Source organism: Vibrio cyclitrophicus, assembly GCA_023206055.1.
In the GTDB taxonomy this organism is placed as follows: domain Bacteria; phylum Pseudomonadota; class Gammaproteobacteria; order Enterobacterales; family Vibrionaceae; genus Vibrio; species Vibrio cyclitrophicus_A.
This window is the reverse complement of sequence record CP065366.1, coordinates 2,393,789-2,409,752: the sequence shown is the minus strand read 5'-3', so window position 1 is coordinate 2,409,752 and position 15,964 is coordinate 2,393,789. Positions and strand designations below refer to the sequence as shown.

At 45.9% G+C, this 15,964-nt stretch carries 8 protein-coding genes; 4 read left to right on the top strand and 4 right to left on the bottom strand.

Going from position 1 to position 15,964, the window contains the following annotated elements:
• Positions 1-55: 55 nt before the first annotated feature.
• The 4 genes from mukF (at position 56) to fdhF (ending at position 11,220) form a co-directional block, all read left to right on the top strand.
• Positions 56-1,393: a chromosome partition protein MukF gene (gene mukF, locus ITG09_10570; protein ID UPR51150.1), complete on the top strand. Its 1,338-nt coding sequence runs from the start codon at positions 56-58 to the stop codon at positions 1,391-1,393.
• Positions 1,374-2,180 carry a chromosome partition protein MukE gene (gene mukE / locus ITG09_10565; GenBank protein ID UPR51149.1) on the top strand — a complete coding sequence of 269 codons (807 nt, stop codon included), beginning with the start codon at positions 1,374-1,376 and terminating at the stop codon, positions 2,178-2,180. Before mukF ends, mukE begins: the two co-directional genes overlap by 20 nt.
• A complete protein-coding gene (mukB, locus tag ITG09_10560) occupies positions 2,177-6,634 on the top strand; it encodes a chromosome partition protein MukB (GenBank protein ID UPR51148.1) in 4,458 nt (1,485 codons plus the stop codon). Before mukE ends, mukB begins: the two co-directional genes overlap by 4 nt.
• Before the next feature lie 356 nt (positions 6,635-6,990).
• Positions 6,991-11,220: a formate dehydrogenase subunit alpha gene (gene fdhF / locus ITG09_10555; GenBank protein UPR51147.1), complete on the top strand. Its 4,230-nt coding sequence runs from the start codon at positions 6,991-6,993 to the stop codon at positions 11,218-11,220.
• A 119-nt stretch (positions 11,221-11,339) separates the two neighbouring features.
• On the opposite strand, the gene ITG09_10550 is transcribed toward fdhF, so the two are convergent.
• The 4 genes from ITG09_10550 to cmoB all read right to left on the bottom strand — a co-directional run bounded on the left by ITG09_10550 (position 11,340) and on the right by cmoB (position 15,871).
• Complete coding sequence (locus ITG09_10550; protein UPR51146.1) at positions 11,340-12,320, bottom strand: alpha-L-glutamate ligase-like protein; 981 nt, start codon at positions 12,318-12,320, stop codon at positions 11,340-11,342.
• Positions 12,321-12,323: 3 nt separating this feature from the next.
• Positions 12,324-13,829, bottom strand: a complete 1,506-nt coding sequence (locus ITG09_10545; protein ID UPR51145.1) for an inactive transglutaminase family protein — start codon at positions 13,827-13,829, stop codon at positions 12,324-12,326.
• A gap of 17 nt (positions 13,830-13,846) precedes the next feature.
• Positions 13,847-14,587 (bottom strand): ATP-dependent zinc protease, encoded by a 741-nt coding sequence (locus ITG09_10540; protein ID UPR51144.1) that lies wholly within the window; start codon positions 14,585-14,587, stop codon positions 13,847-13,849.
• Between the two features lie 312 nt (positions 14,588-14,899).
• Positions 14,900-15,871 carry a tRNA 5-methoxyuridine(34)/uridine 5-oxyacetic acid(34) synthase CmoB gene (cmoB, locus tag ITG09_10535; protein ID UPR51143.1) on the bottom strand — a complete coding sequence of 324 codons (972 nt, stop codon included), beginning with the start codon at positions 15,869-15,871 and terminating at the stop codon, positions 14,900-14,902.
• Positions 15,872-15,964: the final 93 nt, after the last annotated feature.

The following is a 15,964-nucleotide window of genomic DNA, read 5'->3' as shown; positions in this document are numbered from 1 at the left end:
ATAGGCGTAATATCTAACATGTTCGATATTACGAAAAACAGTAACAGGAACCACAATGAGTGAAATGACTCAAACTGCCGAAGAGCAGCCAATTGATGAGTTGGTGGGCTGGGTCAAGCAGCATGATTTTTCATTAAACTTGCCACCAGAGCGCTTAGCATTTTTGATTGCTATCGCAGTATTAAGCAATGAAAGGTTCGATGAAGAGTTGGGCGAGGGTGAATTGCACGATGCATTTACTATTGTCACTCGACTGTTTGAAGATACTGGCGAAGCGTCTGCGTTTCGTGCCAACAACGCCATCAATGAGTTGGTTAAACAGAAGCTGATTAGCCGCTTTACTAGCGAAATCACCGATGGTGCGAGCATTTACCGTTTGTCGCCATTAGCGATTGGTATCTCAGATTATTACTTACGTCACCGTCAGTTCTCTAAATTAAAATTGTCTATCCAGCTTTCTATGGTTGCGGACGAGATGGCTAAAGCTATTGAAGCTGCGCAGAAAGGCGGAACTCCAGGACATTGGAGAAAGAACGTTTACGGCGTGCTCAAGTATTCTGTTGGTGAAATTTTCGATCAGATCGATCTTAACCAACGTGTTATGGATGAGCAGCAGCAAACCGTTAAGCAGCAAATTGCCGACCTTTTAAACAAAGATTGGCGAGAGGCGATTAACAACTGTGAAACTTTGCTTTCAGAAACCTCGTCCACGCTAAAAGAATTGCAAGACACCTTGCAAGCGGCGGGTGATGAGCTGCAAACACAGATCCTCGATATTCAAGAAATTGTTTACGGTGACGATGAACTCGAGTTCGTTGGCGAAACCCTGTTCGGCTTGCAGATGAAGCTTGACCGAATCACTAGTTGGGGTCAGCAAGCGATCGATTTGTGGATCGGCTACGACCGCCACGTTCACAAGTTTATCCGTACCGCGATTGATATGGATAAAAACCGTGCCTTTAGCCAACGCTTGCGTCAGTCGGTTACCGATTACTTCGATGCGCCATGGTTATTGACCTACGCCGATGCTGATAAGCTGACCGATCTTCGTGATGAAGCGCTTGTGCTTCGTGATGACGAAGTGATGGGACAAGCGCCGATCGACGTAGAGTACGAAGAATTTGAGCAAGTGAATGATCTGCTTTCAGAACGAATTGCAGAGATGTTAAAAGCTCACAAACAGCAAGGCGCGCCAATTGACCTTGGCCTTGTGTTACGCGATTACCTCGCAGCACACCCTCGCACACACCATTTTGATTTAGCCAGAATTGTTGTCGACCAAGCCGTGCGCTTAGGTTACTCAGAGTCTGACTATCAGGCTATTCAGCCAGATTGGCAGGCAATCAACGATTTCGGTGCAAAGGTACAAGCAAATGTCATTAACAAGTACTGATGATTACATGCCAGAGAAACTGGTAAAAGCGATAGCGAACCCACTGTTCCCTGCGCTAGACAGCATGCTGCGTTCAGGCAAGCATGTTTCAACCGAAGACCTAGATAACCACGCGTTGCTGTCTGATTTTGAAGTTGAGCTTCAGCATTTCTATCAACGCTACAATACGGAACTGGTAAAAGCACCGGAAGGTTTCTTTTACTTGCGTCCGCGTTCAACGTCTCTGATTGGTCGTAGTGTATTGTCTGAGCTAGACATGTTGGTTGGTAAAGTGTTGTGTTTCTTATACCTAAGCCCAGAACGCCTTGCTCATGAAGGTATCTTCACCAACCAAGAGCTGTTTGATGAGTTGATGTCGTTAGCGGATGAGAAAAAACTCATGAAGCTCGCAACAAACCGTGCGTCTGGTTCTGACTTAGATAAAGAAAAGCTGTTTGAAAAAGTACGTACTTCTCTGCGTCGCTTACGTCGTATCGGCATGTTGATTGCGATTGGCGAGACGGGCAAGTTCCGTATCAGCGAAGCGGTATTCCGTTTTGGCGCTGACGTACGTGTTGGCGATGACATGAAAGAAGCTCAACTGCGTCTTATCCGTGATGGTGAAGCAGTGGTGCATACGCAAGAGCCTAACCAAGGCAGCTTGTTGAATGAAGAGCAAGCAGAAGCTGTATCAGAAGTCGATGCAGGTGTAGATGAAAACGGTCAACAAGACATTTTTAACGATCAAGCTGACTTTGACCTTGAGTCAAACGACGGCGAACAAACAAAAGTAGAAGGTGAAGCATGATTGAAAGAGGTAAGTATCAATCATTAACCATGGTCAACTGGAACGGCTTCTTCGCACGTACTTTTGATATTGATGGATTGGTTACAACGCTTTCTGGCGGTAACGGTGCAGGTAAGTCGACCACAATGGCGGCATTCATCACAGCATTGATCCCAGACCAAAGCCTTCTGCATTTCCGTAACACAACGGAAGCGGGTAGCTCACAGTCATCTCGTGATAAAGGCCTTTACGGTAAGCTTCAACCTGGCGCATGTTATGCGGCGCTAGATGTTGTGAACTCTCGTAATCAACGCCTGTTGTTTGCAGTAAAACTGCAGCAAGTTGCGGGTCGTGACAAGAAAGTAGACATCAAGCCGTTCGTTATCCAAGGCCTTCCTAGCCATGTGAAACCAACGGATGTACTGATTCAGAACGTTTCCGACAGCCACGCTCGCGTATGTCAGTTGAATGATGTGAAAGCCGCAGTTGCACAATACGAAGGGGCACACTTCAAAGCATTCTCTTCGATTGTTGATTATCACTCACAGATGTTTGAGTACGGTGTCGTCCCGAAGAAACTGCGTAACAGCAGCGACCGTTCTAAGTTCTACCGTCTAATTGAAGCATCACTTTACGGTGGTATCTCAAGTGCGATTACGCGTTCTCTGCGTGACTACCTTCTGCCGCAAAATGGTGGTGTGAAGAAAGCATTCCAAGATATGGAATCGGCACTGCGTGAGAACCGCATGACGCTAGAAGCGATCAAGACAACTCAGTCGGATCGTGATTTGTTCAAACACTTGATCACTGAATCTACGAACTACGTGGCTGCGGACTACATGCGCCATGCTAACGATCGTCGTAACAAGTTAGATCAAACCATGAAGTTCCGTGGTGAACTGTTTGGTTCTCGCGAAACCTTACTTGATCAAAACAACCTGTTGAATCGTGTTCAAGAAGAACTCGAACTGCTGGTGGATCAAGAATCAGCGCTAGAGCAAGATTACCAAGCGGCTTCGGATCACCTTCAATTGGTTCAAACTGCACTTCGTCAGCAAGAGAAAATTGCTCGCTACAGCGAAGATCTAGAAGAGCTTAATGAGCGTCTAGAAGAGCAGATGATGGTGGTTGAAGAAGCCCAAGAACGCGTACTTCTTGCTGAAGAGCAGGCAACCATTACTGAAGAAGAAGTGGATAGCCTGAAAACTCAGCTTGCTGATTACCAACAAGCGTTGGATGTTCAGCAGACTCGTGCGCTTCAATACCAGCAAGCGGTTCAAGCATTAGAGAAAACTAAGCAGCTACTGGGTGATGAGTCTATTACCGCAGAAAGCGCATTAACTCTGGTTTCTGAGCTAAAAGCACAAGAAGAATCAAGCACGCAGACGTTACTGTCTACTAAGCACAAGCTCGACATGTCTTCTGCAGCTTCTGCACAGTTCGACAAAGCACTGTCTTTGGTTAAGAGCATTGTCGGTAACGTTGAACGTAAAGAAGCGTCTCATAGCGCTAAGCAAGCTCTAGAAAAAGGTCGTAACGCAAAACACGTTGTTGAGAACGAACAGCAATGGCGTGCTCAGCACCGCGACATGGCTCGCGATGTAGCGCAGCAGCGTCAAGCAAAAGAGCTTGCGACTGAATACCAAAAGCAACACAACATTTCACTGACTGACGAAGCGGTTTTCGACGAAGAACGCGAACGTCATGCCATGCAAATTGAAACGCTTGAGTATGCTCAAGAAGAGTTACGTGAAGCGAAAAGTGAACAACGTCGTGTGCAACAAAACCACGATCAAGAGATTCAAAAGCTTGAGTCTATTGCTCCTGCTTGGATCACGGCAAACGATGCCCTTGAAGCATTGAGAGATCAAACCGAAGCTGAGCTAGAAGATAGCCAAGCGGTAATGACTCAAATGCAGCAAGTACTTGAAGACGAAAAGTCTCAAGCGGTTGCTAAAGATCAACTGGCAACCCGCCGAGCTGAACTTGAGCAAGAGATCGAGCGTCTAGCATCTCCTGGTGGTTCTAACGATCCTCGCCTGAAAGGCCTAGCTGACACTCTTGGTGGCGTACTGCTTTCTGAGATCTACGACGACATCACCATTGGCGATGCACCTTACTTCAGTGCGATGTACGGCCCAGCTCGTCATGCGATTGTGGTTTCTGATTTGGATGGCATTAAAGAGAAGCTGGTGGATCTTGATGATTGTCCAGAAGACCTTTACATCCTTGAAGGCGATGTAGACGCGTTTGATGACAGCTCATTCAATGCCGACGAGCTTGAAGGTGCGGTCTGTGTTCAGTTGAACGATCGTCAAATGCGTTATTCTCGTTTCCCTGAGATTCCATTGTTTGGTCGTGCGGCTCGTGAACAGCGCCTAGAGATATTGCGTGAAGAGCGTGATGTTGTTGTGGAAAATCACGCCAAAGCCGCGTTCGATTCTCAGAAACTGAATCGCCTATACCAAGCATTCAACAGTTTTGTTGCTAAGCACCTGCATGTTGCGTTTAACGCAGACCCAGAACAAGCACTTGCTGTGATTCGTGATAAGCGTAATCAAATTGTTCGTTCTCTGGCTGAGCTTAACTCTAAAGAGCAGCAGCAACGTAGCCAACTTCTACAAAGCAAGCAGGCACTAGGTGCATTAGACAAACTCGCGCCAATGGTTCGTATTCTTGAAGACGAAACATTAGCTGAGCGCTTAGCTGAATTAGAAGCACAACTTGAGCGTTTAAGCGAAGCTAAGTCTTACTTGAACACTCACGGTAAAGCGCTTACTTCACTAGAGCAAATTGTATCTGCACTTGACGCTGACCCAGAACAATTCGAAACTTTGGAAGCAGAATATCGTCAAGCAGATAACGCGCTACAAAGCCTAAAAGGCAGAGTGTTCGCGCTGTCTGATTTGATTGAGCGTCGTCACTATTTTGCTTACGCAGACTCTGTTGATTTGCTCAACAAGAGCAGCGAACTGAGCGAGCAATTAAAAGCGAAATTGGTGCAAGCTGAACAAGCTCGAGCTAAAGGCCGTGATGGCTTAAAGCAAGCTCGTGAACAGATGAACCAATACAACCAAGTATTGGCAGCACTGAAGAGCTCGCACCAAGCGAAGCAAGAGACTGTTCAAGAGTTCAAGCAAGAGCTTCAAGAGTTCGGTGTTAACGCTGATGAAGGTGCTGAAGAGCGCGCTGTACGTCGTCGTGACGAGCTTCAAGAGCGTCTGCACACTTCTCGTAGCCGCAAGAGCGAATACGAGCGTACTATTACTTCAACTGAACTTGAGATGAAAGCGTTAGCTAAGCGTCTTAAGAAAGTACAGAAAGAGTACACCGAGCTTCGTACCTTCGTGGTTGCAGCAAAAGCAGGTTGGTGTTCAGTCCTACGTTTAGCTCGTGAGAATGACGTTGAACGTCGTCTACATAAGCGCGAACTGGCTTATCTAACGGCTGGCGAACTTCGCTCAATGTCGGATAAATCACTGGGTGCACTGCGTTTAGCAGTGGCTGACAATGACGACTTACGTGATTCGCTGCGTCTATCGGAAGACAACGCACATCCAGAGCGTAAGGTTCTGTTCTACATTGCGGTTTACCAGCACCTTCGTGAGCGTATTCGCCAAGACATCATTCATACGGATGATCCGGTTGAAGCAATCGAAGAGATGGAAGTTGAACTAGCTCGACTAACTGAAGAGCTGACCCAGCGTGAAAACCGCCTCGCGATCAGCTCTGAGTCGGTAGCAAGCATCATTAAGAAGACGATTCAACGTGAGCAGAACCGTATTCGAATGCTGAACCAAGGCTTGTCGAACATTTACTTTGGTCAGGTTAAGGGCGTACGTCTGAACGTTAAGATCCGTGAAAGCCACGAGATCTTGCTATCAGGGTTAGCGACTCAACAAGAACAACATAAAGACTTGTTTGAATCAACGCGCTTTACCTTCTCAGAAGCGATGGCGAAGTTGTTCCAACGTGTGAACCCACATATCGATATGGGTCAACGTTCTCCGCAAGTTTTGGGTGAAGAGCTACTCGATTACCGTAACTACCTAGAGCTAAGTGTTGAAGTTAACCGTGGTTCAGATGGTTGGTTACAAGCGGAATCGGGCGCACTGTCTACCGGTGAAGCGATCGGTACCGGTCAATCTATCCTACTGATGGTTGTTCAGAGCTGGGAAGAAGAGTCTCGTCGACTTCGTAGCAAAGACATTGTTCCATGTCGTTTGTTGTTCCTCGATGAAGCAGCCCGTCTGGATGCGAAATCTATCTCTACTTTGTTCGAGCTGTGTGACCGTTTAGGTATGCAACTTCTGATTGCAGCACCAGAGAACATCAGCCCTGAGAAAGGTACAACGTATAAACTGGTTCGTAAGGTCTTCAAAGATCACGAGCACGTACATGTTGTTGGCTTGCGCGGTTTTGCTCAAAACAGACCGGTATCTCCAGTTCAAGAGCTTATTGAAGAAGCTGAGTAATAAGCTTGATAGCTGAGCAATAACTTTGATAGCTGAGCTATAACCTTGATAGCGCAGCTATAAGCTCGAAAGTGATTCAATGATATTTGTTCAAAGCCCCTAATCAATAGGGGCTTTTTTGTACCTTGAATCTAACATCTACAACAGAACAACTCCCTCTTAATCCTCTCGTTGATAGTGATAAGACCACTCATACCTTATGGTTATTATCAATGGAACTTGTTTGAGGTCACACGCACAAAACCACAAATAATGTATGGTAATGACATAGATTTAATAATATTAATAATATTGTATTACTTAAATTTTAATTATTGATAACTCGCGTGTGCGAAAGGTAAAGGTAGGGCCTAGGTATGATTCAAATCGTTATTGATGGGAAATATCGAATCGTCGAGCAAGGACAAACCGTTCTTGAAGCGGCAAAAACATGTGGTTTGGAGATCCCATCTTTATGTGGTTTGAACAAAACAGCGGATAAAGTACCGTGTGATTTGTGTGTCGTTGAAGTTGATGGCGTTGGTGTTACTCGCTCTTGTGAGCTTGAAGTGTCTAATGGGTTGAATATTACCACTCAGTCAAAACAGCTAACGAATCATCGACAAGAAGCGTTGAATCGCATCATGACCGATCACTACGCTGACTGTGAGGCGCCATGCCAAACTGCCTGTCCTGCTGGGGTCGATATCCAATCTTACCTGCACCATATTGCTCAAAATGATCACATCAAAGCGATTGAAGTGATCAAAAAGACATTGCCAATGCCGCTTTCAATTGGTCGTGTGTGTCCTGCTTTCTGTGAAACCGAATGTCGTCGTAACTTAGTCGATGAATCCATCGCGATTCGCCAACTCAAACGTCACGCTGCCGATGCGGACTTAGCCGCTCAAGAAAGCTATATGCCTACGAAGAAGCCAAACAAAGGCAAGAGCATTGCAATTGTCGGTAGTGGCCCTGGTGGCCTTACCGCAGGCTATTACTTGTCGAATGAGGGTTACGATGTCAGTGTATATGAATCGATGCCTAAGGCTGGTGGTTGGTTGCGTTATGGTATCCCTGAATACCGTTTACCTAAGTCGATTCTAGACAAAGAAATCGAGCTGATGTGTCGTAACGGGATGTCTGTAGAGTGTGACAAAAAGTTGGGCGTTGATTTTACATTGTCTGATTTAAGCAACGACTTCGATGCGGTTTGTTTAGCGGTTGGTGCATCACAAGCCGTTGAGATGAATTACGCCGGAAGTGATTTAGCAGGTTGTTACCTTGGCGTCGATTATTTAAAGGACTATGTCACCGATAAACAATACATCACGGGTAAAAAGGTCGCTGTCATTGGCGGTGGTAATACCGCGATTGATTGCGCTCGAACCGCAGTTCGTGATGGTGCTGATACCACGCTAATTTATCGACGAACACGAGATGAGATGCCGGCGGAAGATTACGAAATCGAAGAGGCTGAACATGAAGGCGTCAAATTCCATTTCTTGACCAACCCTGCTGAAAATATTGCTGATGAGAATGGTCATGTATCTGAAATCCGCTTAGAACGCATGGCGCTTGGCCCCGCGGATGCTTCTGGTCGTCGTAGCCCAAAACCGACGGGTGAGTTTTTTGTTGAGGATTTCGATACCGTGATTGCTGCCGTGTCGCAAAAGCCTGATCTGAGCTTTATGGACAATGAAGAGATTGAGATTCCTCTTACTCGTTGGAATACCGCTGATGCCGATCCGCAAACCATGCACACGGGAACAGGCAATATCTTCAGTATTGGCGACTTCCGACGTGGCCCAGCAACCGCTGTCGAAGCCGTGGGGGATGGCCGAGTTGCTGCGCAAGCGATCGACCGCTTTTTCCATGGTGATATGGAAAACATTCCGGCTAAACCGTTTAATTCAAGAAAGCACAAGCAGCTAAAAGCGGTGGATCCTGAGCAATACCAGTCCATACAACGTATGGCGCGTAAAATCATGCCAGAGCTCACCCCAGAACAACGTGAGCAAAGCTTCGATGAAGTAGAAACAGGATTTGATAATGCTGATGCAATTGCGGAAGCAGCAAGATGCCTAGAATGTGGCTGCCAAGCCAATACCGATTGCTACCTACGAGACTATTCGACTGAATACGAGGCAACGCAAACGCATCCAGAATACAAAATCGATGTGGCTTCTAACGACAGTTGGCAAGCGATTCGCGCGGAAGAAACTAAGGTCGGTTTAACAAGACAAAAATTCGCGGTTGATGACAGCTCTGAATTCATCATTTTTGATGCCAATCGCTGCATCAGTTGCGGTCAGTGTATTCAAGCGTGTCGTGAACAGAATGTTCATGGCGTTTTAAGCTTCATGAACCAATCAGATGGTAAACCTGCGTCAAGGCCTGAGTGTCGTCCTAACTTCGGAGCCGATAAGACCTTAATGGGCGATTCTAACTGTGTTCAATGTGGTTCATGCGTTCAGGCATGCCCAACCGGCGCGATGGTGGATGCTCGTGATAGAAAGCAGGGAGACACAGACCTACTCAAGAAAGTCGATACCATCTGCACCTATTGTGGTGTGGGTTGCAAGCTCACCATGCATGTTGATGAAGCAAAGAACAAAATCCGTTATATCGATGGCGGGGACTCTCCGGTCAATGAGGGGATGTTGTGTGTGAAAGGGCGGTTTGGTTTCGATTTTGTGGGCAGCGATGCGCGTTTAACCACACCATTAATCCGCAAAGATGGCTGGCTACAACCCGCAAGTTGGGATGAAGCGATTAAATTGATCGCTGATAAATTTACTGCGATTAAACAAGGCTTTGGCAGCAACGCTCTAGCGGGTTTCTCATCGGCTAAAACCACCAACGAAGACAACTATGCTTTCCAAAAATTCATCCGCCGTGAGCTTGGAACCAACAACGTCGACCACTGCGCTCGTCTTTGCCACGCTTCAACCGTAACTGGGCTTGAAGCTTCTCTGGGCAGTGGAGCGATGACCAATGATATTCCGAGTATTAAGCACTCAGATGTGATCTTCATTATTGGATCAGACACCACTTCGGCGCACCCCATTATTGGTTCGCATATCAAGCAAGCGGTGAGGCATGGTGGTGCTCGTCTTATTGTCGCCGATCCAAAAAGGATCGATATTGCCGATCATGCTGAACTTTACTTAGCGCATCGACCGGGTACTGACGTAATGTTGATCAACGGTGTGATGCAGCAAATCATCAAGCACGGTTGGTATGATCAAGATTATATCGAAGATCGAGTTGATGGCTTTGATACCTTGTTGCAAGAGGTGATGTCACCGAGCTATTCCTTGGATAAGGTCGAACTGGTTACTGGGGTGAAAGCGGAAGATATCTTCGCGATGGCGCGTTTGATTGGTACTGCGGAACGCACTGCGGTGTATTACTCAATGGGCATTACGCAACACACCACAGGGCACGACAACGTTCGCTCAATTGCTAACCTGCAACTCTTATGCGGCAACATTGGTATTGAAGGTGGTGGTATCAACCCATTACGTGGTCAATCTAACGTGCAAGGTGCATGTGATATGGGCGCGTTGCCAAACAATCTGCCGGGTTATCAGAAAGTGTATAACCCAATGGTTCGTCAAAAGTTTGCGATGGAGTGGGGCGTTGCTGATTTGCCTGCTGAAACGGGTTTAACGCTCACAGAGATTATTGATGCGGCGTGTCACCGTGATGTACGTGGTTTATACGTGATGGGCGAAAATCCAGTGCTCAGTGATCCAAACCAAGCGCACGTGATTGAAGGAATTGAAGCGTTGGATTTCCTTGTCGTTCAAGACATCTTCTTAACCGAAACGGCACAGTATGCCAATGTGGTTTTACCGTCTTGCTCGTTCGCCGAGAAGTCTGGTCACTTTACCAATACCGAGCGACGTGTTCAGCGTATTAACCCTGCGGTATTGCCACCAGGTGACGCGAAAGAGGATTGGGTGATTATCCAATTGCTGGCTAATGCAATGGGCGGCGGTTGGAGCTACGATTCAGTTGCCGACATTACCAATGAGATTGCTCGCGTCACACCGCAATATGGTGGTTTACGTTGGGAGAACATTACGGTCAACGGCGTGCAATGGCCAAGTAATAAGAACAACCCAGATGGCACACGTATCATGCACCAGACCCAATTTACGCGTGGGCGTGGTCAAATGGAGGCGATTCCGTTTAGATACGCTGCAGAACTTCCAGACGCAGAATATCCATTAGTACTGACAACTGGTCGTATTTTAGAGCAATTCCATACCGGTACCATGACACGTAAAACTAAAGGACTGGATAACTTAGCAGGGCCGGGTGCTATGGTGAGTGTTCATGATGCTGAGGCGTTAGGTATCTCGAATGGTCAGATGCTTAAAGTATCAACACGTCGTGGTGAAATAGAAATCGCGGCGTTTGTCACTAAGCGAATGCAAAAAGGCGTGGTATTTATTCCATTCCATTTCGTGGAGTCTCCAGTGAACCGTTTGACTACGACAGCGACGGATCCGCATGCCAAGATCCCTGAGTTTAAGGTGGCGGCTGTGCGTATTGATCCCATTCGTGAGCCAGAGAGTGAAGTAACAGAGGCTTAACCTAATCCGCTAAGTTAAATTGCAGGCATTAAAAAACCGCGTAACTCTTAGAGCTATGCGGTTTTTTATCGAGCTATATTCAGTATGAACTTACTCAGTCGTTTCGCTTTTTATTTAGATTAGCTTGGGACAATTTCGCTACCGTGAACACCAAATTGCTTAGCAGCGTAGGCAACGCGCTCTGCTGGTTTTGGGTATTCAGCGGGCATGCCTAGATTTTCAATGTGATGCAAGCGAGGTAATAAACCTGCGCCGTTGGCAATCTGTATTGCTAATCCAGGACGAGCATTAAGCTCCAGCACCATAGGGCCTTCTTCTTGGTCTAAAACCATGTCCGTACCCATATAGCCAAGCCCCGTCATTTCCCAAGCGCTAGATGCAAGAGTCAGTAGTTTTTCCCAATGCGGCACTTGAAGTAGCGCCAACTCTTTACCCGTATCTGGGTGGTGAGTCACTGGGTGGTCAAACTGAACTGCACGAACGGCCTTGCCGGTTGCGATACAAATACCTACACCCACAGCGCCCTGGTGCAAGTTAGCCTTGCCGTCTGAAGCCGAAGTAGATAAACGCATCATCGCCATCACAGGGTAGCCCTTGAATACGATGATTCGTACATCTGGCACACCTTCGTAACTGAAGCCATCGAAACACTCATCAAACTTGATGAGGTTTTCAACTACTGCAACATCGTTCTTACCACCAAGTGAGAAAAGACCTGCTAGAGCGTTACTGATGTGACGCTCTACGTCTTCTTCATTGATAGTTGAACCCGATGGTTTGGTGTAAACGCCGTCCTTGTGAGAAGTTACAACAAGGATACCTTTACCGCCACTGCCTTGAGCTGGCTTGATTACGAACCCCGGCCATTCTTTTACCATCTTGTGGATTGTTTTTACTTCAGCTTGATGACCAATCACGCCAATCAGTTTTGGTACAGTAGCACCAGCCTGTTCAGCAATGATCTTAGTCTTAAGCTTGTCATCAACCAGTGGATACTTGGAACGATCATTGTAGCGACCAATATAACTATGGTTACGCTTGTTCATCCCCATTATGCCTTTGTCTTTCAACTTAAACGGTGAAGTAAATTGATCAAACATAACTTAGTCCTCCGCTAGCGGTTTAAAGCGACGAAGCTCGGTTAGACGGTATCCTGTGTAGTTACCTAGTAGCAAGATGGTCGCTAGAATAACAAGTTGTAAACCAATAAAGTTAAACGTTAAGTGCTGAATGAACGGGTTAGTCATACCTAAGTAAACAAGTACCGCGGTAAATAGTGAGCCGCCACCTTGAAGTACAACTTCTTTCGCGCCTTCTTCTTCCCAAAGGATAGACATACGTTCGATAGTCCAAGACAAAATAATCATTGGGAAGAACGTAATAGATAGGCCTTCTGTGAGTCCGATTTTAAATGCGACCACAGTAAATATCGAGATAATCATAATTACCGTAATAATTACGGCGGATATCCTGGCCACGAGCAAGAGGTTGAGTTTGGATAAGTAACTTCGAATTACAAGACCAGTACCAACAATCAGTAGGAAGCCAACAATACCTGTCACCAACTGCGTTTGAACGAATGCCACGGCAATCAGAACGGGCATGAACGTACCAGAAGTCTTAAGACCGATGATAACTCGCAGGAACACAACGATAAGCGCACCAATTGGAATCAGCATGATGGTTTTAAACATCGCTTGCTCTTCTAGCGGTAGGCTGTGAATTGAAAGGTTTAACAGTTGATCAGCAGAGACTTTACTATTAGTTGCTTCCGTTGGTGAAACCTCTTGAGCAATCATAGAGAAGTGAACTTTACTGTTCTGACCGCCAACAACATCTAGTAGAGAAACGTTTGATTCATCCCAAATCAGCAGGTTTGGTTGAACTTGTTGTTCGCTTGATTCTGGAGAGAATAGAACCCACTCATCGTTATCCCAAATTTGGTTCATTTGCTGGATAGATTGACGGCGACGTCCATCTTCTAGCTCGATAACGCCAACCACTTTATTGTGAATGTTTGCTGCTGAAAGTAGCTTGTGTGTCGCTTCCACTTTGCTCATGTTATTCAGAATCAGCGCTGAGTTTTGACTGTCTGGATCGTTAAGCGTTTTGATTAACTCACGAGTAAAGGTAATGTTGTCTGCTGAGCGCTGGGTTGCTCTGTCAATCAAAGCAAGAGCTGCAGCTTCTTCAGGACCGTCAAAGCTTGGTTGCGAGACTTCACCTTCTGGTGGAATAGCATCAACTTTCGCTTGGTTATCGACTAGGAATTGTGTTTTGTAGTAGATAGTTTGCGGACCATCTGCATGACGAATTGACCATTCAGCTCGGCGACCTGAATCTGTATTTAAGTATGAAATGCCGTAGCCTGGTGATGAAGCTGATTCGCCGATAAGTGTGTAGTTAGACTGAGTATGAGGAGCCGCTAAAGAAACTTTTGCTTCTTTGCCTACTGCGTTGAACTCGATGCGAGCTTCAACGTCCCAAACCTGCCTGGTTTCCCCTGGAGTCCAAGGTACACCGTAGGTCGTATGTCTGAACATACTTAGTGTTATACCTGCCACGATCAGCAGGAATATAGAGATATAAAATGGAATTCTTGACGTCATAGCTTACCCTACTATTGTTATTTAACTTCCGTTTGTACGTACTTTTTACTTACATCTACTAGCGCTATGTCTTTGATAAATTCGCGCCCTAGTAATACAGGGTGACTCATTTGAGAGCGATCCGCCAATGTAAATTGCGCTTTTTCATGGATTTTTCCAACTTTCACCCATAATTCGATCACAGCTCGACGTTCTGCTTGATCATTGGTTGATTGACGGATTTTTACATAACGTACAACAGGCGCTTCAATCCATTTCTGGTCTTCTTCAGCTTGGGCTTTGTCGTCTAGGTGAAATTTAACCCAGTTCTTGCCATTACGTTCGAATTCTTTGATATCGACAGCATTTAAGGAAGAGGTGGTTGCGCCAGTATCAACACGAGCATCAAAGCTTTGTTTGATTGAGTCGATAGTCACTTTTTCGATGCCACCAAGGATAGTCGGTTGTGATGTAGTAGCGATAGGAGCAACGGCAACAGCGACAGGTTCTTCTTCCTCTAGCTCTTCAATGACTTTGTGTTCCATGCTTGTTAGATGAACATCTAACTGATTTGCAAGGGTGATGATTTCGTCTTCTAAGCTTTCAATGTAATCACTTTGATTACTAACTTGCAGTTCAAGATTTTGAACCTTATTTGCGATGTTTGTCTCTGAGCGGGCAATAGCATCGAGAGTTTCTTGGTGGTAGGCAGCACCGTTAGTAAGGGTACAACCAGAGAGCAAACCAACCGCCATAATAGGCGATAATCGCTTAAACATAAAAAAACCTTTGGAAATTTGAGAATAGTTCAGACTATTTAGAAGTTTAGCCCACAAAAAAGGATGCGTGAAGCATCCTATTGTAAGAGTCTGGTCATATTGAATCGCAATGTGAGCGCTACGCCAATTATTGCTATTTGGAATAGCTCACTTATTAAACATAAGTCAATTTTTGTTCAATTCGTGAGCTCAGGAAGCAAAGTTCACCGCGAAATTAACGGTGACTTTTTGACCATGCAAGCAATTGTTTTGTTGCCTTGATAGGCTTGTGTTTTATCTTATCAATATGTCACTGCTTTGTGGGCAGTAAATTTATGGCTTTGTTGCTACCAAAATTGCACGTCTCGGCGCTGGGTGACCTTCAACTGTTTTACTTGGATCATTCGGGTCTAAGTAATCTGGAAGAGAGTTATGTGTCATCCATTCTGTTGTGCGTTGTTCGCCAACCGTCGTAACATTTTCGTCAACGATGCGTACGTTTTCAAAACCAACTTGTTCTAGCCAGCGTTTCAGTGCGCGAGCTGAAGGGAAGAAGTAGACGTTTCTCATTTGCGCGTAACGGTCTACCGGAACCAGTACCGCGTTTTCGTCGCCTTCGATAACCAAGGTTTCAAGAACCAGTTCACCGCCAGACACCAATTGGTCTTTTAGTTGAATCAAATGGTCCAGTGGTGAACGGCGGTGGTAAAGCACACCCATGCTGAATACAGTGTCGTACGCTTCCAGTTTTGGTAGCTGTTCAATACCTAGAGGTAACAGGTGCGCGCGTTGGTCATCGCCCATTAACTTACGGATCGCTTCAAACTGAACCAAGAAAAGGTGCGACGGGTCGATACCCACGGTTAGACGAGCGCCTTCGCCAAGCATACGCCACATGTGGTAGCCATTACCGCAACCTACATCGAGTACAGAGCGGTTTTTAAGTGGTGAGATATGCGGAAGTACACGATCCCATTTCCAGTCGCTGCGCCATTCTGTATCGATATGAATATCATGAACGGTATAAGGACCTTTACGCCAAGGGTGGAACGTCTTTAATAAGCTCTCTAGTTTTTTAAGTTCACCCGTTTGAAATGGTGTGCTGCTGCCGATAGTCACAGAGTTCTTTAAATCAACTTGATCAGGCACGCCTTGCGGGATCTTATTCAGTGCACGTAACCAACGGTCAAAGTCACCGTGCTCTGCATTTTGCCAATCCGTCAGCTGTTGAGGAAGAACATTGAGCCACGGCTGTAGGCGAGTGTCTTGGGCAATGAGTTGATAAAAGTTAGCAAAATTAAACATGAATAATATTAACCGTTGTGGAATTCATAATGTGTACAGCCTTATCGCCATAACACAGGAAATTAAGGGCTAAAGTATGAGAGCTTCAGACTT